The 18522-nt window shown below is 73.5% G+C and carries 13 protein-coding genes and 1 pseudogene; 13 read left to right on the top strand and 1 reads right to left on the bottom strand.

All coding sequences use genetic code 11. The features are described from left to right. Positions 1-147: 147 nt before the first annotated feature. From AQI88_RS02775 to AQI88_RS02735, 9 genes and pseudogenes are all read left to right on the top strand, one after another. Positions 148-2358 (top strand): MMPL family transporter, encoded by a 2211-nt coding sequence (locus tag AQI88_RS02775; RefSeq protein ID WP_066991090.1) that lies wholly within the window; start codon positions 148-150, stop codon positions 2356-2358. 91 nt (positions 2359-2449) lie between these two features. After that, positions 2450-3283 carry a M55 family metallopeptidase gene (locus AQI88_RS02770; protein WP_066991087.1) on the top strand — a complete coding sequence of 278 codons (834 nt, stop codon included), beginning with the start codon at positions 2450-2452 and terminating at the stop codon, positions 3281-3283. Beyond that, positions 3276-4580: a M20/M25/M40 family metallo-hydrolase gene (locus AQI88_RS02765; protein WP_066991084.1), complete on the top strand. Its 1305-nt coding sequence runs from the start codon at positions 3276-3278 to the stop codon at positions 4578-4580. The genes AQI88_RS02770 and AQI88_RS02765 overlap by 8 nt, the downstream gene beginning before the upstream one ends. Before the next feature lie 15 nt (positions 4581-4595). Beyond that, entirely contained in the window at positions 4596-6548 is a 1953-nt protein-coding gene (locus tag AQI88_RS02760; protein WP_066991082.1) for a S9 family peptidase, read from the top strand. Next, positions 6545-7468, top strand: coding sequence for a S66 peptidase family protein (locus tag AQI88_RS02755; RefSeq protein WP_066991079.1), 924 nt, complete (start codon positions 6545-6547; stop codon positions 7466-7468). The genes AQI88_RS02760 and AQI88_RS02755 overlap by 4 nt, the downstream gene beginning before the upstream one ends. A gap of 119 nt (positions 7469-7587) precedes the next feature. After that, positions 7588-9375, top strand: a complete 1788-nt coding sequence (locus AQI88_RS02750; RefSeq protein WP_066991077.1) for a CocE/NonD family hydrolase — start codon at positions 7588-7590, stop codon at positions 9373-9375. Positions 9376-9521: 146 nt separating this feature from the next. After that, a complete protein-coding gene (locus AQI88_RS02745; RefSeq protein WP_066991074.1) occupies positions 9522-10073 on the top strand; it encodes a GNAT family N-acetyltransferase in 552 nt (183 codons plus the stop codon). A gap of 28 nt (positions 10074-10101) precedes the next feature. After that, positions 10102-10906: pseudogene (locus AQI88_RS02740) on the top strand (arginase family protein). Beyond that, positions 10894-12888 (top strand): DUF5107 domain-containing protein, encoded by a 1995-nt coding sequence (locus AQI88_RS02735; RefSeq protein WP_066991638.1) that lies wholly within the window; start codon positions 10894-10896, stop codon positions 12886-12888. Before AQI88_RS02740 ends, AQI88_RS02735 begins: the two are co-directional and overlap by 13 nt. Before the next feature lie 9 nt (positions 12889-12897). Here AQI88_RS02735 and AQI88_RS02730 read toward each other — a convergent pair whose 3' ends face one another. Continuing rightward, positions 12898-13245 (bottom strand): VOC family protein, encoded by a 348-nt coding sequence (locus AQI88_RS02730; protein WP_066991069.1) that lies wholly within the window; start codon positions 13243-13245, stop codon positions 12898-12900. 92 nt (positions 13246-13337) lie between these two features. Between AQI88_RS02730 and AQI88_RS02725 the strand changes: the two genes are divergently transcribed. From AQI88_RS02725 to ligD, 4 genes are all read left to right on the top strand, one after another. Further along, positions 13338-13793 (top strand): phage holin family protein, encoded by a 456-nt coding sequence (locus AQI88_RS02725; RefSeq protein WP_066991635.1) that lies wholly within the window; start codon positions 13338-13340, stop codon positions 13791-13793. A 541-nt stretch (positions 13794-14334) separates the two neighbouring features. Then, positions 14335-15687 (top strand): NAD(P)/FAD-dependent oxidoreductase, encoded by a 1353-nt coding sequence (locus AQI88_RS02720; RefSeq protein ID WP_066991066.1) that lies wholly within the window; start codon positions 14335-14337, stop codon positions 15685-15687. Next, a complete protein-coding gene (locus AQI88_RS02715) occupies positions 15684-17531 on the top strand; it encodes a transketolase (protein ID WP_066991063.1) in 1848 nt (615 codons plus the stop codon). The genes AQI88_RS02720 and AQI88_RS02715 overlap by 4 nt, the downstream gene beginning before the upstream one ends. Next, a complete protein-coding gene (gene ligD, locus AQI88_RS02710; RefSeq protein WP_066991060.1) occupies positions 17528-18481 on the top strand; it encodes a non-homologous end-joining DNA ligase in 954 nt (317 codons plus the stop codon). Before AQI88_RS02715 ends, ligD begins: the two co-directional genes overlap by 4 nt. The last annotated feature ends 41 nt before the right edge of the window (positions 18482-18522 follow it).

Raw genomic sequence — 18522 nt, 5'->3', positions numbered from 1 at the left:
GGCGTCAGTGCTCGGGAGCCAGTATCGCCAGCTCAGGGCCCGCCCATCAATCGAACTGGCAGGCGCTGAACCGGCGGTTGCGGACACCGCGGGCCCCTTGCCTTTGCCCTTGTCCGGACAGACTGCTCGACCCAGGAAGGAACTGTCATGCTGGACCGCGTCAGCGCGGCACTGTACCGGCGGCGCGTCGCCGTGCTGTGGGTGAGCGCAGTCACTCTCGTCCTCGCCTGGACCGGCGGCCTGGGCGTGGAACACCGGCTGGTCCACGGCGGTTTCTCCGACCCCGGCGCGCAGTCCGCCCGCGCCGCCCGCCTGGTCGCCGAGCGCTTCCCCTCCGCCGGCGACGACCTGGTGCTGCTGCTGCGCGGCACGACCGACGTCGACTCACCGGAGATGACCTCCCTCGGCACCGCCCTGACCCGTCGCGCCGCGCACACTCCGGGCGTGCGGGCCGCCACCTCGTACTGGACGGCGCAGCGCGCGCCCTCGCTGCGCTCCCGTGACGGCTCCGTCGGGCTGGTCACGCTCTCCCTGAGCGGTGACGAGGACGACCGGGCGAAGACCGCCGACCGGGTGGTACCGGACATCCGACGGCATGCGCAGGGCCTGACGGTCCTGGCGGCCGGCCCCGCGCAGGTGCAGTCGGAGGTCGGCAGGCGCACCGCGCACGACCTGCTGCTCGCCGAGGCGATCGCCGCGCCGATCACCCTGGTCCTGCTCCTGCTGGTCTTCGGCGGCGCGGTGGCCGCCACCCTGCCGCTGGTCATCGCGCTGCTGTCGGTCCTGGTGAGCCGGGCGGTGCTCAACGCCCTGGCGGGCGCCGTGCCGATCTCGGTGTACTCGATGAACTCCACCACCTCGCTCGGACTCGGACTCGCCATCGACTACAGCCTGTTCATCCTCGCCCGTTTCCGGGAGGAGCTGCGCGCCGGCGCCACGGTGCAGGAGGCCCTGGGCCCCACCGTGCGCCGGGCCGGGCGCACCGTCGCGTTCTCCGCCCTCACCGTCGCCCTGTCCCTCGTCGCCCTGCTGGTCTTCCCCCAGTTCTTCCTGCGCTCCTTCGCCTACGGCGGCATCGCCGTGGTGCTCTCCGCGGCGGCGGGGGCGGTCCTCGTCCTGCCCGCGCTGCTGGCCGTCCTGGGCCATCGGGTCGACCGCTACGACGTTTTCGTCCGGCTGCGCGGCCCGGCGCGACGCACGGCAGGCCCGGCGGCGGCCCCCGAGGCCGGACGCTGGTACCGGTTCGCCACCGCGGTGATGCGCCGTCCGGTGCTCTACGGCGGCGGCGTGGTGGTGCTGCTGGCCGTCCTCGCATCCCCGTTCACCCGGGTCGCCTCGGGCCTGTTCGACGACCGCTCACTGCCTGCCTCCTCCCAGGTGCACCGCGCCACGCAGCTGCTGCGCGACCGCTTCGACGCCGACGCGCTGGGCACCGTCCCGGTGGTGGTGCAGGGCGTGGGGCGCGACCGGGTGCAGAACCTGGAGCCCTACGCCCGTGCGCTGTCCGCGGTGCCCGACGTCCGCCAGGTGAGTGCGGCGCCCGGCAGGTACGCCGCCGGGCTCCGGGTCCGGGGGGCGGGCCCGGCCGCCGCCGCGCTGGTGGACGGCGACAGCACGCTGCTCTTGGTGGTCTCGTCGGTGGAGCAGAACTCGTCCGCCGGCACCCGGCTCGTGGGCCGCCTGCGGGAGGTGGCGCCGCCGGCCGGGGCCACGGTGTCGGTGGGCGGACGGGCCGCCGAGGTCGAGGACAGCACCTCGGCTATCGCCCGGGCCACTCCGGCCGCGATCGGCATCGTGGTGGGCTCCTCCCTGGTGCTGCTCTTCCTGTTCACCGGGAGCGTCCTGATGCCGGTGAAGGCACTGGTGCTCAACACGCTCAGCCTCAGTGCCACCTTCGGGGCGATGGTGTTCGTGTTCCAGGAGGGGCACCTGTCGTTCCTCGTGGGCAGCCCGCCGCACACCGGCACCCTGGACGCCACCATCCCGATCCTGACGTTCTGCGTGGCCTTCGGGCTCTCCATGGACTACGAGGTCTTCCTGCTCTCCCGCATCCGTGAGCGCTACCTGTGCACCGGCGACAACACGGAGTCCGTCGCCTTCGGCCTCCAGCACACCGGCCGGATCATCACGGCCGCGGCGGTCCTCGTCGCCGCAGTGCTGTTCGTCTTCGCCGTCTCCGGGGTGACCCTGCTGAAACTGCTCGGCGTCGGCCTCGCACTGGCGGTGGTACTGGACGCGACGCTCGTCCGGGCCGTGCTCGTGCCGTCGTTCATGCGGCTGGCCGGGCGGGCCAACTGGTGGGCCCCCGGTCCGCTGCGCCGCCTCCACGACCGTATCGGGCTGCGCGAGGACGCATGACACGCGGGCCGCCCCGGGGCACAGCCACGACGACGTGATGATGTCAGTCTGGGGAGTCCGGTGAACCGACCCGGGGAGAGGAGAGAGAACCATGAAGATCCTCATCAGCGCGGACATGGAGGGCGCCACCGGCGTCACCTGGCCGGCCGACGTGCTGCCGGGGACGCCGCAGTGGGAGCGCTGCCGGTCGATGTTCACCTCGGACGTGGGCGCCGCCGTGGAGGGCTTCTTCGACGGCGGCGCCGACCAGGTACTCGTCAACGAGGCCCACTGGACCATGCGCAACCTGCTGCTGGAGCGGCTCGACGAACGGGTCGAGATGCTCACCGGGCGGCACAAGGCGCTGTCCATGGTGGAGGGCGTCCAGCACGGTGACGTGGACGGCATCGCGTTCGTCGGCTACCACGCCGGCGCCGGCATGGAGGGTGTCCTCGCGCACACCTACCTCGCGAACCAGATCACCGGGGTGTGGGTGAACGACGTCCGCGCGAGCGAGGGTCTGCTCAATGCGCACGTCGTCGCCGAGTACGGCGTGCCCGTCGTGCTCGTCACCGGCGACGACGTGGCCTGCGACGACGCGCTCGGGTATGCGCCCGGGGCGCTGAAGGTCGCGGTCAAGGACCATGTGTCGCGGTACGCGGCGGTGTGCCGGACCCCGGCCCGCACCGCCGCCGACATCCGCGCGGCGGCCAAGGAGGCCGCACAGCTGGCGGTCCGGCACGAACCCGTGCACGGCGGCCCGTTCACCGTCGCCGTCGAGGTCGACGCCGAGCACCTGGCGATGGCCGCGACCGTCGTGCCGGGGGTCGCGCGCATCGGCGAGCGGAAGGTGGCGTACACCAGCGACACCATGTACGAAGGGATCCGTACCTTCAAGGCGCTCACCACGATCGTCTCGGCCGCGGTGGAGGAGCAGTATGGCTGACGAGCAGGCCCTGGACGAGGTGGTCGAGTTCGCCTCCGGCCTGATCCGGATCGACACCACCAACCGGGGCGGCGGGGACTGCCGGGAGCGGCCCGCCGCCGAGTACGCGGCCGAGCGGCTGGCCGGGGCGGGGCTGGAACCGCTGCTGCTGGAGCGGACGCCGGGGCGGACCAATGTCGTCGCCCGGATCGAGGGCACCGACCCGTCCGCCCACGGGCTGCTCGTGCACGGCCACCTCGACGTGGTGCCGGCCGACGCCGCCGACTGGAGCGTGCATCCGTTCTCGGGCGAGATTCGCGACGGTGTGGTGTGGGGGCGGGGCGCCGTCGACATGAAGGACATGGACGCGATGATCCTGGCGGTCGTCCGCTCCTGGGCCCGGCAGGGCGTACGGCCCCGCCGCGACCTGGTCATCGCGTTCACCGCCGACGAGGAGGCCAGCGCCGAGGACGGCTCCGGGTTCCTCGCCGACCGGCATCCGGAACTGTTCGAGGGCTGTACGGAAGGCATCAGCGAGGCCGGTGCCTTCACCTTCCACGACGGCGCCGGGCGGCAGATCTACCCGATCGGTGCGGGCGAGCGCGGCACCGGCTGGCTGAAGCTCACCGCGCGCGGCCGGGCCGGACACGGCTCCAGGGTGAACAAGGAGAACGCGGTGACCAGGCTCGCCGCCGCCGTCACCCGGATCGGCGAGTACGAGTGGCCGCTCAGGCTCACCCCGACCGTACGGGCCGCCCTCACCGGCCTCGCCACCCTCTACGGCATCGAGGCCGACTTCCGGGAGCTCGACCGGCTGCTGGAGAAGCTCGGCCCGGCCGCCCAGCTGGTCGAGGCGACCCTGCGCAACAGCGCCAACCCGACCATGCTGGAAGCCGGTTACAAGGTCAACGTCATCCCGGGCGAGGCGGTCGCCTTCGTGGACGGGCGCTGTCTGGCGGGCGGCGAGGAGGAGTTCCGCGCCACCCTCGACCGGCTCACCGGGCCGGACGTGGACTGGGAGTTCGCCCACCGGGAGGTCGCGCTGCAGGCACCCGTGGACTCGCCGGTCTTCGCCGGGATGCGGGCGGCCGTCGAGGAGTTCGCACCGGAGGGGCATGTGGTGCCGTACTGCATGTCGGGCGGTACCGACGCCAAGCAGTTCTCGCGGCTCGGCATCACCGGCTACGCCTTCACGCCGCTGAAGCTGCCCGAGGACCTCGACTACCAGGCGCTGTTCCACGGCGTCGACGAGCGCGTCCCCGTCGAGGCGCTGCACTTCGGCGTCCGGGTCCTCGACCGCTTCCTGCGGACGGCCTAGGGGAGGGTGGACACGATGCTGAGGTCGGCGTACGGCTCCTGGCCCTCGCCCATCGACGCGGCGCTCGCCGCCGCGCACGACGGGCTGCCGGAATGGGTGGGGTTCGTCGGGGACGAGGTCTGGTGGACCGAGCCCCGGCCCGCCGAGGGCGGGCGCCGGGCGCTGGTGCGGCGCTCGGCGGACGGCGGCGAGGAGACGGTGCTGCCCGCGCCGTGGAACGTGCGCAGCCGGGTCATCGAGTACGGGGGCAGGCCCTGGACCGGGGTTGAGTGGGACAGCGGGCCCCTGGTGGTGTTCACGCACTTCGCCGACCAACGGCTGTACCGGTACGAGCCCGGCGCCGAGCCGCGCCCGCTGACGCCCCTGTCACCGGTGGGCGGCGGGCTGCGCTGGGCGGAACCGAAGGTGGACCTCGCCCGCGGTGAAGTGTGGTGCGTCCTGGAGGAGTTCACCGGGGACGGTCCCGGCGACGTCCGGCGTGTCCTGGCCGCCGTACCGCTGGACGGCTCGGCCGCCGAGGACCGGGCCGCCGTGCGCGAGCTGACCGACGACCGGCACCGGTTCGTCACCGGCCCCCGCCTCTCGCCCGACGGCCGCCGGGCCGCCTGGCTCGCCTGGGATCATCCGCGGATGCCGTGGGACGGCACGGAACTGCTCGTCGGCGAGATCGGTGACGACGGTGTACTGCATGCGGTCCACACGGTCGCGGGCGGTCCGGAGGAGGCCGTCGCACAGGCGGAGTGGTCTGCAGACGGCCGTCTGCTGTATGCAAGCGACCGCAGCGGCTGGTGGAACCTGTACCGGGACGGCATCCCGCTGTGCCCACGCGAGGAGGAGTTCGCCGGGCCGCTGTGGAAGCTGGGCCTGCGCTGGTTCGCGCCGCTGGCCGACGGGCTGATCGCGGTCGTACACGGCCGGGGGTCGACCGTACTCGGGATACTGGATCCGGAATCCGGCGAGGTCGTCGACGCCGCCGGACCGTGGACCGAGTTCGCGCCCGGCCTCGCCGCCCACGGCGAGCGGGTCGTCGCGGTCGGCGCCAGCCCGCGTACCGCATACGAAGTGGTCGAGCTGGACACCACCGGCGGGCGCGCCCGGGCGATCGGTGCCCGGCACCGGGATCCCGTCGACCCGGCGTACTACCCCGAGCCGCAGATCCGCACCTTCACCGGCCCGGCCGGCCGCGAGGTGCACGCCCACATCTACCCTCCGCACAGCCCCGACCGCACCGCCCTCGACGGCGAGCTGCCGCCGTACGTCATCTGGGCGCACGGCGGACCCACCAGCCGGGTGCCGCTCGTGCTGGACCTGGAGATCGCCTACTTCACCTCGCGCGGCATCGGGGTCGCCGAGGTCGACTACGGCGGCTCCACCGGGTACGGGCGCGCCTACCGCGAGCGGCTGCGCGAACAGTGGGGCGTGGTCGACGTCGAGGACTGCGCGGCCGTCGCCCTCGCCCTCGCCGAGGAGGGCACCGCCGACCGCAGCCGGCTCGCGATCCGCGGCGGCAGCGCGGGCGGCTGGACCACCGCCGCCTCCCTGACCACCACCGACGTCTACGCCTGCGGCACGATCAGCTACCCCGTCCTCGACCTCACCACCTGGGGCCCGGGGGAGACCCACGACTTCGAGTCGCGCTACCTGGAGTCGCTGATCGGCCCGCTCGCCGAGGTCCCCGCCCGTTACGCCGAGCGCTCGCCCGCCGCGCACGCGGACCGGCTCCGCGCGCCCTTCCTGCTGCTCCAGGGCCTGGACGACGTGATCTGCCCGCCCTCCCAGTGCGAACGCTTCCTGGCCCGGCTCGACGGCCGGGGCGTGCCGCACGCCTATCTCGCCTTCGAGGGGGAGGGCCACGGGTTCCGGCGCGCCGAGACCATGGTCCGCGCCCTGGAGGCCGAACTTTCCCTGTACGTTCAGGTGTTCGAGCTGGATGCGTCCGGCGTCCCGGAGTTGGAGTTGCGCACGTGAGAGAACTGGTACGACCGGCCCGGCTGGCCCCCGGCGCGCGCGTGGCCGTGGTGGCCGCCAGCGGGCCGGTGCCCGAGGAGCGGCTGCAGGCGGGGCTCGACGTGCTGCGCGGCTGGGATCTCGACCCGGTGGTGGCGCCCCATGCGCTGGACCGGCACGGGGAGTTCGCCTACCTGGCGGGCACGGACGCCGACCGCGCCGCCGACTTCCAGAACGCCTGGTGCGACCCGGCGGTGGACGCGGTCCTGTGCGCCCGCGGCGGCTACGGCGTGCAGCGGATGATCGACCTGCTCGACTGGCAGGCGATGCGCGCCGCCGGGCCCAAGGTGTTCGTCGGCTTCAGCGACATCACCGTCCTGCACGAGGCCTTCGCCACCCGCCTGGGGCTCGCCACCCTGCACGGGCCGATGGCGGCCGGCATCGACTTCACCAAGAACGATCGGGCGCAGGGGCATCTGCGGGCCACGCTCTTCGCCCCGGAGACCGTCCGCACCATCGCCTCCGACGGCACCGCCCTCGTCCCGGGCCGGGCCCGCGGTGTCACCCTCGGCGGCTGTCTGAGCCTGCTCGCCGCGGAACGCGGCGCCCCGCAGGCCCGCCCCTCGGCGCGCGGCGGACTGCTGTGCCTGGAGGACGTGGGCGAGGAGACGTACCGGCTGGACCGCTACCTCACCCAGCTGCTGCGCGCGGGCTGGCTGGAGGGGGTGCGCGGGGTGCTGCTCGGCTCCTGGGAGCGGTGCGATCCCTACGAACGGGTGCGGCCCATGCTCGCCGACCGCCTCGGCTCGCTCGGCGTCCCCGTCGTCGAGGAGTTCGGATTCGGTCACTGCGAGGGTGCGTTGACCATACCCTTCGGCGTCACGGCCGAACTCGACGCGGACGCCGGCACGTTGATGCTGGACGAGCCCGCCCTGCGCTGAGATTCGCTACTGAATCCCTGTCAAGAAACCACACGTTAGCTGGATTGACCGTGATCTGACACGTGTCACAGCATGGTGAACGGCCGCTACCTACCGGCCGGTATCCGCGTTGCCTCAGTATGGAGGTCTCCGTGTCCCGACGCGTGCCCAGATCCCGGGCCCCGCTCGCTCTCGCCCTGGGTGTCGCGCTCACCGCACCCCTTACCCTCACCGCTCCCACAGCCGCGAGCGGTCGATACACCGTCACCGCACTGAAGTTCACCGTCCAGGCCGGTGGTCGCACCTGCACGGTGGACGCCGACCTCTACCGCCCCGCGGGCGTGGACCGCTCCCACCCCGCACCCGCCCTGCTCGCCACGAACGGCTTCGGCGGGAGCAAGTCCGACGGCTCGACCGATGTCATCGGCAAAGCCTTCGCCGAGCGTGGCTACGTCTCCCTCATCTACTCCGGACTCGGCTTCGGCAAGTCCGGCTGCCTCATCTCGATGGACGACCCGGGCATCGACGGCATCGCCGCCTCCCGGCTCATCGACTTCCTGGGCGGACGAAGGACCACCGACGACGGGACCAGGGCCGACTTCGTCACCCTCGACTCCGCCGGTGACCCGCGCGTCGGCATGATCGGCGGTTCCTACGGAGGCGCGATCCAGCTGGCCACGGCCGCCGTGGACCACCGCGTCGACGCGCTCGTGCCCCTGGTCACCTGGAACGACCTGGCCTACTCGCTGGACCCGAACAACACCGCCGGGACCGTCCCCGGCGCCTTCAAGTGGCAGTGGACCAACGGCTTCTACCTCGCCGGCGAGAGCCAGCCGCTGACCGAGCCGAACCTCGACCCGTCCCGGATCAACTCCCTTGCCTGCCTGCACTTCGTCACCCCGGCCTGCGACATCATCCACACCCTCGACTCCGGCAGCTACCCGGCCGACGCCACCGCCGAGCTGCTCACCTACGCCCACAGCGTCTCCCCGGTGTCGTATCTGAGCCGGGTCAAGGCGCCGACCCTGCTGGTCCAGGGGCAGGCCGACACCCTCTTCGACCTCAACGAGGCGACGGCGACGTACAAGACGCTCAAGGACCAGGGCACGCCCGCCAAGATGATCTGGCAGTCCTGGGGGCACAGCGGCGGCACCAGCGACCCGGACACCGGTGAACTCAACCTGCTTCACGGCAACTTGGAGTCCAGCTATGTGGGCAGGCGGATCCTCGCCTGGTTCGACCGCTACCTCCGGGGGCACAAGGGCGCCGACACCGGGCCGGCCCTCGCCTACTACCGCGACTGGATCACCGACCCCGACCGCACCTACGCCACCGCCGCCCGCCTTCCCGCCCTCACCGAGAAGCTCTACCTCTCCGGCGACGGCAAGCTCGTCGACAACCGCGCGAAGGTCGCCCGGGGCAGCCGTACGTACACCAACCGGCTGATCTCCACGAGCCATTCGGAGAATTCCCTCACCGGGCTCCTCGGGCTGCCGGACCCGGCGCCCTACGACACCGAGGGCACCTATCTGGGCTGGACCAGCGAGCCCCTCGCCCGCACCACGGATGTCGTCGGCGCGCCCCGCGCCACCCTGAGGGTCGTGTCGCCGAAGGCCGAGCGGACGCAGGACTCCGGCGACGCGGCCGACAAGCTCGTGCTGTTCGCCAAGCTGTACGACGTCGCGCCCGACGGCACCAGGACGCTGGTGCACCGGCTGGTCGCGCCGGTCCGCGTGCCCGACGTGACCCAGAGCTTCACCGTGACGCTGCCGGGCATCGTGCACCGGTACGCCAAGGGGCACCGGCTGCGGTTCGTGATCGCGGCGAGCGACGACGCGTACTACGGCAACCGGGGGATCAAGCCGGTCACCGTGGTCAGCGCGCCCGGGGACACCGGGGTGCTGGAACTGCCGGTCCTCGGTGGCTGAGTCACCCGGAGGGCGCCACCCGCCGTGCGGGCCGGCGCCCCCGGCCCCAGCCTGGCCGCATGAGCCCGAAGACGTGCCGCTGTGGGCGGCCCTGCTCGGCGCTTGTGCCATGAAGCGCCGTGACCGGTGACGCGTAGGCTGGCCGGATGCCGAACACCGCATCCCGCTATCTCGCCATAGGCCCCCGCGTGGGAATCCGTCCCTTCACCCTCGAGGACGGTCCCGAGTTCACCGCCCGGGCCAGGGAGAGCAAGGATCTGCACCGGCCGTGGCTGTTCCCGCCGGACACCGACGAGGGCTACGCCGCCTACGCCGGGCCGCTCATCGAAGATCCGGCCAGGGCCGGATTCCTCGTGTGTGAGAAGGGCACCGGGGACATCGCCGGGTTCATCAACATCAACAACATCGTCCGAGGCGGCTTCCAGTGCGGCGCGCTCGGCTACGGCGCCTTCGTGCACGCGGCCGGCCGGGGGCTGATGCGCGAGGGCCTGGAGCTGGTGATCGGGCACGCGTTCGGGCCGCTGGGGCTGCACCGCCTGGAGATCAACGTACAGCCCGACAACGCCGCCTCCGTCGCGCTGGCGCGGGGCGCCGGCTTCCGTCTGGAAGGCTTCTCACCCGACATGATCTTCATCGACGGAGCCTGGCGGGATCACGAACGCTGGGCGCTGACCGCGGAGATGCGCTCCGGCGGCTGATCGTTTCTTCGGCGAGGGGGGGGTCGGCATGCCGACTCTCGTGGTGCTCGACGCCCCCTCCAGCCTCGGCCTGCGCCCGCCCGCCCCCGGCACCGTACCCGGCTGCCACGAACTGGCCGACGCCCTGCGCGAGCAGCGGAGAACACCACGTCCGCGCCGGTGACTTCCCCCCTCGTCCTCGGCGGCGACTGCTCCATCCAGGTCGGCGCCTTGCTCGCCCTGCGCCGTCCGGGCCGTACGGGCCGGCGGCGATCGACGCCTCGCCCGACTTCCGCCACCCAGGCAACTCCGACCGGATCGGCGCGGCGAGCGGCCAGGAGGTCGTGCCGGGCACCGGGCGCGGGCAGCGGGACCTGACCAACCCGGAGGGGCTCGGGCCCTACCTGCGGGTCGAGGACGTGCGGTTCCTCGGCATCCGCGACTGCTTCGTGGAGGGCCGGGCCGAACTCGCCGCGCCGAAGATCCCGGTGGTCACCGTCGGGCACATCCGCGCGTAGGGCGCAGGCGCCCTCGCCCGGGCCGCCGCACAGGCATTCGAGGTGCCCGGGCTCGACGGCTTCTGGGTGCACCCGCACGCGGGCGTCCTCGCCCCGTCCGTCTGCTCGCCGTCGACAGCCCCCACCCCGACGGCCGAACTGGTCGAGCTGCTGCGACCGTTGCTCGCCCGCCCGCACTGTGCCGGCCTCGGCGTCACCGTCCACGAACCCGGCCTCGACCCGGACGGCACCGCCGGCGCGCTGCTCGCCGAGCGTGGTCGCGGACGCCTTTGCGCAATCCTGACCGGCAGCGCCCCTGGCCGACTCACCGCGCGCCGGGTTCCCTGGTCATCGTGACGAGGATCCGACGTGAGGTACTGACCCTGCCCGCCGCGCAGTTGGGACCCGACAACCCCCTGCCCCCACTCCGCCCGCTCGACGAGATCCACCGCATCGACGACCGAGCACGCGACGACACGCCGTGCGACATGGCCCGGCAGCTCGAGTACGAGCCACTGCACAGCCTGCTGCCGGTGCGCGTGCGCGACGGCTACGACAGAACCCGCGAACCCCGCACCCTCGACGCGTTGGTGATCGAGAACGACCGGTTGCGCGCCACCGTCCTGCCCGGTCTCGGCGGCCGCATCGTCTCCCTGCTCCACCTGCCCACCGGACGCGAACTCCTCTACCGCAACCCGGTGTTCCAGCCCGCCGGCTTCGCCCTCAACGGCGCCTGGTACTCCGGCGGCATCGAATGGAACATCGGCGCCACCGGCCACACCACCCTCTCCTGCGCGCCCCTGCACGCCGCCCGCGTCCCCGCCCCCGACGGCGGTGAGATGCTGCGCCTGTGGGAGTGGGAGCGGCTGCGCGACCTGCCCTTCCAGGTCGACCTGTGGCTCCCGGAGGGCTCGGAGTTCCTCCACGTCGGCGTCCGGATCCGTAATCCGCACGAGCGCCCGGCCCCCACGTACTGGTGGTCCAACATCGCCGTGCCCGAGGAACGCCGGATCCTCGCCCCCGCCGAGGAAGCCTGGCTCCCCCACTGCCTTGAGGGCGTGGGAGGTACCCCCATCGGCTACGAGCGCCGGCTGCGCCGCGTGCCCGTCCCGTCGTACGACGGCATCGATCGCACGTACCCGCTCAACAGCCCCTTCGCCGCCGACTACTTCTACGAGGTCCCGGACGGCCGGCGCCGCTGGATCGCCGCGCTGGACGCGGACGGACACGGGCTGGTGCAGACCTCCACCGATGTGCTGCGCGGCCGCAAGCTGTTCGTGTGGGGGAGCGGGCCCGGCGGCCGGCGCTGGCAGCAGTGGCTCACCGAGCCCGGCACCGGCGGCTACTGCGAGATCCAGGCGGGGCTCGCCCGCACCCAGCTGGAGCACGTCCGGCTGGAGCCGGAGAGCGAGGTGTCCTGGCTGGAGGCGTACGGGCCGCTCGACGCACCCCGCGAGGGCGAGTGGACGGCGCTCGTCCAGGGCGCCGAAGAGCGGCTCGCGGCGGTCCTGCCGCGCGCCCGCGTCGAAGAGGCGTACGCGGCCTGGAAGCCGTACGCCGACACCGAACCCGGCGAGATCCTGGCCGCCGGCTCCGGCTGGGGCGCACTCGAAGTACTGCGCGCCGACTGGAAACTGCCGGGCACGCCGTTTCCCGAGTCCACCCTCGGCGAGGCACAGGCGCCCTGGCTGGAACTGCTGCGCACCGGTGCACTGCCGGAGCCGCGCCGGGTCCGCCCGCCCGGCGGTACCCTCGTCGCCCCGCACTGGCGGGACATGCTGGAGACCGCGCCCGCCACCCCGCACACCGAGTACCACCTCGGCGTCGCCCAGTGGCATGCGGGCGACCGTGCCCAGGCGGTGCGCAGCTGGGAGCGGGCGCTGCACCTCGCGCCGTCCCTGTGGCCGCTGCTGCGCTGTCTGGCCGTGGCCGACCAGGAGTCCGGCCACCACGAGCGGGCCGCCGAACGGTACGCGGAGGCCTTCGACGACCTGTGCCGCGAGCGGCGCGACGACGGCGAGGCCTGGACGGCCGCCGTGGCCGCGCTCGGCCGCGAGACCCTTCAGGCGCTGCTCAGGGTCCGGCGGACGGCCGACGCCCGCGCCGTGTGGGAGCGGCTGCGGCCCGCCGTCCGGCGGCGCGGCCGGTTCCGGCTGCTGGAGGCCGAACTGCTCCTCGCCGAGGGACGGCGCGCCGAGGCCCGGGCCGTGTTCGAGGAGGGGTTCGAGGTGGCCGACCTGCGCGAGGGCGCGGAGGCGATCAGCCGGCTGTGGGCCCGCCTCACCGACGAGCCCCTGCCCGCGCGCTACGACTTCCGGATGCGACCGGAGTCGCCCTGAGCGGCAGGCTCAGCCCCGGTGGTCCACGTACTCGAACAGCGAGCCGTCCGGATGCATGGCGAGCAGATTGCGGCCCGCCGGCGTCTCCACCGGTCCCGCGATGATCCGGGCGCCGAGGTCGGCGAGCAGCCGGTGGGCCTCGTCCACGTCCTTCACGGCGATCGTGGCCGCCACCTTGCGCAGCACCTCCAGCTCGGCTTCGGGACCGCTCATCAGCAGGAAGGAGCCGACCGCGGCGACCCGCACGCCACCGCGTTCGAACCGGAGAGCTCTGCCGCCCGCGAGACGTTCGTAGAAGGGGATCGCGGTGTCGAGGTCGTCGACGCAGATGCGCAGCGAGGCGCCCAGAATCTCCATGCGGACGAGCCTAGTTGGGGCGGCCCGGCCCGCACAGGCCACGGCGGTGGCCGACGCTGTTACACGTCGTGCACAGCGGGTACCCGCAGTTCATGGACCGTAAGGATCACCTGGATCACCTGGAACATCTGGACAAGCACCTTGTCGAAGAGCTGGCACAGGTGGCACGCGAGACGGTGCGCGACGAGCTGCGCGAGCAGAGCCGCAAGCAGCGCCGCACGGCCATGCTGTACGCCGCCTCGGGCGCCGTCGCCCTGTACGCGGGCGGCGCGCTCGCGCTCGCGCTCGCCCTGGGCCTGGGCCTCGCGGCCGGTCTGCCGGGCTGGGCCGCCGCGCTGATCACCGCGGCGATCCTGGGCGTTCTCGCCTTCGTCCTGCGCGGCGCCGCCCACCCGAAGCACCCGCACCCCTCCACCCCGGGCCACGTGATCGGCGGCACCCCGCCGGCCGGCCCGCCCGGCGGACTCGGCGTGCCCTACCCGCCGATGCCGTCCGAGGCCCCGCCCTTCCCGCCCATCGACCCCGAGGGTCCGCACCACCGGGCCTGATGCCGGCGGCCTGCCCCGCCCGCAGGGGTCGGTGTTCGTTGAGGCTCTGTCGTGGGTGGCCGTCGTTCCCGGGGGTGCGGGCCGCCGGCTCTGGGTCTCGTGGGTCCCGGCGGCCTGCCCTGCCCGGTCGGCGTGTCCTGTCCGTCGATGCCGTCCGAGGCCCCGCCCTGTCCGCCCATCGACCCCGAGGGTCCGCACCACCGGGCCTGACCCGGGCTGCCTGCCCCGCCCGCAGGGGTCGGTGTTCGTTGAGGCTCTGTCGTGGGTGGCCGTCGTCCCCGAGGGTGCGGGCCGCCGGCTCTGGGTCTCGTGGGTCCCGGCGGCCTGCCCTGCCCGGTCGGCGTGTCCTGTCCGTCGATGCCGTCCGAGGCCCCGCCCTGTCCGCCCATCGACCCCGAGGGTCCGCACCACCGGGCCTGCTCCCGGCGGATGCCGGCCGGGACGGGCCCGGTCGGCATCCGGGTGAGGCCGGTGGCGTTTGGGTGGCCCGGGCCCGGTTACGCGGAAGGCCTCCAAGGAGCCGGACCCCCGGAGGCACACCGTGAGTCGACCCCGTGTCGTGATCGTCGGCGCCGGTTTCGCCGGGTACCGGGCCGCCCGCACGCTCGCCCGGCTGACCCGGGGCCGGGTCGGCATCACCCTGCTCAATCCGACCGACTACTTCCTGTATCTGCCCCTGCTGCCCCACGTCGCCGCCGGGATCCTGGAGGCCCGCAGGGTCACCGTCTCGCTGCCCGGCACCCTGCACGGGGTGCGACTGGTGCTCGGCGAGGCCGGCCGCGTCGACCTGGACGGGCGCACCGTCTCCTACACGGACCCCGAGGGCGGCGCCGGCACCCTCGGCTACGACCGGCTGGTCCTCGCGGTCGGCAGCGTCAACAAGCTGTTGCCGATCCCCGGCGTCGCCGAGCACGCACACGGGTTCCGCGGGCTGCCCGAGGCGCTGTACCTGCGCGACCACGTCACCCGGCAGGTGGAACTCGCCGCCGCCGACGACGACCCGGACGTCCGCGCCGCCCGGTGCACGTTCGTCGTGGCCGGCGCCGGCTACACCGGCACCGAAGTGGCCGCGCACCTGCACCTGCTCACCGACAGCCTCGCGCGCCGCCGGCTGCCCGGCTCCCGGCGGCCGCGCTGGATCCTGCTCGACGTCGCGCCCCGGGTCCTGCCCGGGCTGGACGAGCGGCTCTCCCGTACGGCCGACCGGGTGCTGCGGGCGCGGGGCGTCGACGTACGGACGGGAACCTCGGTGAAGGAGGCCACCCCCGACGGGGTGCTGCTGACCGATGGCGAGTTCGTGGCGACACGGACCCTGGTGTGGTGCGTCGGGGTACGCCCCGATCCACTGGTCGAGGCCGTCGGGCTGCCCCTGGAGCGGGGCCGGCTGATCGTGGACCCCTATCTCCAGGTGCCGGGCCGCGCCCAGGTGTTCGCCTGCGGCGACGCGGCCGCCGTACCCGATCTGGGGCAGCCCGGCAGCTTCACCTCCATGACCGCCCAGCACGCCTGGCGCCAGGGCAAGGTGGCCGGCGAGAACGTGGCCGCCTCGCTCGGCCTCGGCCGGCGCCGGCGCGCCTACCGCCACCGTGACCTCGGCTTCGCCGTCGACCTCGGCGGCGTCCGGGCCACCGCCAACCCGCTCGGTATCCCGCTGTCCGGCCCGCCGGCCGGCGCGGTCACCCGCGGCTACCACCTGGCCGCGCTGCCCGGCAACCGCGTCCGCGTCGCCGCCGACTGGCTCCTGGAGGCCGTACTGCCGCGTCAGGGCGTCCAGTTGGGTCTGGTCCGCTCCTGGGCGGTCCCGCTGGACACGGCGTCACCCGAACTGCCCGGCGCCCTCCCAGCCCTCGCACACCGCCCGAACTCCCCGGGCGCAGCAGAAGGAGACTCATGAACACCGCCGAACTCGCCGAACTCGGGCAGCAGTTGCGCGTGGACAGCGTGCGGGCCGCCGCCGCTGCCGGGTCCGGGCATCCGACCTCCTCGATGTCCGCCGCCGATCTGATGGCCGTCCTGCTCGCCCGCCATCTGCGCTACGACTTCGAGCGCCCCGAACACCCCGCCAACGACCGCTTCGTCCTCTCCAAGGGACACGCCTCGCCCCTGCTGTACTCCGCCTACAAGGCGGCCGGTGTCATCGACGACGGCGAGCTGCTCACCTTCCGCAAGCTCGGCAGCCGCCTCGAAGGACACCCCACCCCGCGCCGGCTGCCCTGGGTGGAGACGGCCACCGGCTCGCTCGGCCAGGGCCTGCCGGTCGGCGTCGGCATCGCCCTCGCCGGGAAACGGCTGGACCGCTCCGGCTACCGCGTGTGGGTGCTGTGCGGGGACAGCGAGCTGGCCGAGGGCTCCGTGTGGGAGGCCGCCGAGCACGCCGGATACGAGCACCTGGACAACCTCGTCGCGATCGTGGACGTCAACCGGCTCGGCCAGCGCGGCCCGACCCGGCACGGCCACGACCTGGCCGCCTACGCCCGCCGCTTCCAGGCCTTCGACTGGCACACGATCGCTGTCGACGGGCACGACGTCGACGCGATCGACCGGGCGTACGGCGAGGCGCTGTCGACGACCGGGCAGCCCACGGTGATCCTCGCCCGCACCCTCAAGGGCAAGGGCGTCGCCGCCGTCCAGGACCGCGAAGGCCTGCACGGCAAGCCGCTGCCCGAGCCCGAGGAGGCCATCGCCGAACTGGGCGGCCCGCGCGAGCTGCACGTCACGGTCGGCGAACCGCCCGCCGCCGCGGTCCTCCGCTCCCTCACCACCGAAGTCCTCCAACTGCCGCACTACGACCAGGGGGAGGAGGTCGCCACCCGGGACGCCTTCGGCAAGGCCCTTGCCGCGCTCGGCACCGCCCGCGGCGACATCGTCGCCCTGGACGGCGAGGTCGGCGACTCCACCCGCACCGAGCTGTTCGCCAAGGAGCACCCCGACCGCTTCTTCGAGTGCTACATCGCCGAACAGCAGCTCGTCGCCGCGGCCGTCGGCATGGCGACACGCGGCTGGGTGCCGTACGCCTCCACGTTCGCGGCCTTTTTCACCCGCGCCCACGACTTCGTGCGCATGGCCTCCATCAGCGGGTCCGGCATCAATCTGGTCGGCTCGCACGCGGGTGTCGCGATCGGCCAGGACGGGCCCTCGCAGATGGGCCTGGAGGACCTGGCGATGTTCCGGGCCGTGTACGGCTCGACCGTGCTGTACCCGTGCGACGCCAACCAGACCGCCCGGCTGGTCGCGGAGATGGCCGCCCTCGACGGCATCCGCTATCTGCGCACGTCGCGCGGCGCGAGCCCGGTGATCTACGGCCCGGACGAGGAGTTCCCGGTCGGCGGCAGCAAAGTGCTGCGCTCCGGTGACGAGGACCGGCTGACCGTCGTCGCGGCCGGGGTCACCGTGCACGAGGCGCTGGCCGCCGCCGACCGGCTCGCGCAGGACGGCATCGCGGTGCGGGTGGTCGACCTGTACTCCGTCAAGCCGGTCGACGGGCAGACCCTGCGCCGGGCCGCAGAGGAGACCGGCTGCCTGGTGACCGTCGAGGACCACCACGAGCAGGGCGGCCTCGGCGATGCCGTCGCCGAGGCGTTCGGCGACGGCGGGCCGGTGCCCCGCCTGGTCCGGCTCGCGGTGCGCACCATGCCGGGCTCGGCCGCACCCGACGAGCAGCTGCACGCGGCCGGCATCGACGCCCTGGGCATCGCGGCCGCGGCGAAACTGCTGGTCGAGGAGGCGATCGTGGGATGACCGCCGACCCCGACGACGGGGTGCGCCCGATCCGGGCCGGCCGCCGCACGGTGGAGATCCAGCGGCCCGGGAAGGTGCTCTTCCCGGGCACGCAGGACGCGAAGGAGTACACCAAGGGCGACCTCGCCGACTACTACCGGTCCGTCGCCCGGTACCTGCTGCCGCACCTGCGGGGCCGTCCGCTGATGCTGGAACGGCATCCGGACGGCCTGGACGGGGCCCGGTTCATGCAGAAGAACACCCCGGACGACTACCCGGACTGGATCACCCGGGCCGAGGTCGCCAAGGAGGGCGGCACGGTGACGCACGTCGTGTGCGACGACACCGCCACCCTCGTCTACCTCGCCGACCAGGCCTGTCTCACCCTGCACCGCTGGCTCTCCCGCACCGACCGGGCCGGCGGCCCCGACCACCCCGACCGGCTGGTCTTCGACCTCGACCCTCCCGGCGACGACTTCGCGCCCGTCCGGCAGGCCGCCGGATGGCTCCACGAGCTGCTGGACGAACTCGGCCTGCCCGCCGCGCCGATGACCACCGGCTCGCGCGGACTCCACCTCGTCGTGCCGCTGAACGGACGCCACGACTTCGACGAGGTCCGCCCGTTCGCCCACGAAGTCGCCGAGTTCGCGCAAAGAGCGCACCCGGACCGGCTCACCACGGCCGCCCGCAAGGACGACCGCGGCGACCGCCTCTACCTCGACGTGCAGCGCAACGCCTACGCACAGACGGCCGTCGCCCCCTACAGCGTGCGCGCCCTGCCCGGCGCCCCCGTCGCGGTGCCGCTCAGCTGGGACCAGGTGGACGACCCCGGTGTCGACGCCCGCCGCTGGACCGTCGCCGTCGCCGTCGCCGACGCCGTCGGCCAGGCCCGCACCGACCCCTGGGGCGGCCTTGCGGCCCGCGGCCGCGCCCTGGACCCGGCCCGCCGCCGCCTCGCGTCCCTGCGCTGACCAGCCCGGACGCGCAGTGTCCGGCGTCTCGGTCGACAAGT

It is taken from the genome of Streptomyces cellostaticus (genome assembly GCF_001513965.1).
Lineage (GTDB): Bacteria > Actinomycetota > Actinomycetes > Streptomycetales > Streptomycetaceae > Streptomyces > Streptomyces cellostaticus.
Note: the sequence above shows the minus strand (reverse complement) of the source record. Positions and strands in the feature narration are given on the sequence as shown.

What these genes read in the sequence shown, in the direction of transcription:
- AQI88_RS02775 (WP_066991090.1), top strand. Translation starts at nt 148, where the DNA reads ATGCTGGACCGCGTCAGCGCGGCACTGTACCGGCGGCGCGTCGCCGTG.
- AQI88_RS02770 (WP_066991087.1), top strand. Translation starts at nt 2,450, where the DNA reads ATGAAGATCCTCATCAGCGCGGACATGGAGGGCGCCACCGGCGTCACC.
- AQI88_RS02765 (WP_066991084.1), top strand. Translation starts at nt 3,276, where the DNA reads ATGGCTGACGAGCAGGCCCTGGACGAGGTGGTCGAGTTCGCCTCCGGC.
- AQI88_RS02760 (WP_066991082.1), top strand. Translation starts at nt 4,596, where the DNA reads ATGCTGAGGTCGGCGTACGGCTCCTGGCCCTCGCCCATCGACGCGGCG.
- AQI88_RS02750 (WP_066991077.1), top strand. Translation starts at nt 7,588, where the DNA reads ATGGAGGTCTCCGTGTCCCGACGCGTGCCCAGATCCCGGGCCCCGCTC.
- AQI88_RS02745 (WP_066991074.1), top strand. Translation starts at nt 9,522, where the DNA reads ATGCCGAACACCGCATCCCGCTATCTCGCCATAGGCCCCCGCGTGGGA.
- AQI88_RS02730 (WP_066991069.1), bottom strand. Translation starts at nt 13,245, where the DNA reads ATGGAGATTCTGGGCGCCTCGCTGCGCATCTGCGTCGACGACCTCGAC.
- AQI88_RS02725 (WP_066991635.1), top strand. Translation starts at nt 13,338, where the DNA reads ATGGACCGTAAGGATCACCTGGATCACCTGGAACATCTGGACAAGCAC.
- AQI88_RS02715 (WP_066991063.1), top strand. Translation starts at nt 15,684, where the DNA reads ATGAACACCGCCGAACTCGCCGAACTCGGGCAGCAGTTGCGCGTGGAC.
- ligD (WP_066991060.1), top strand. Translation starts at nt 17,528, where the DNA reads ATGACCGCCGACCCCGACGACGGGGTGCGCCCGATCCGGGCCGGCCGC.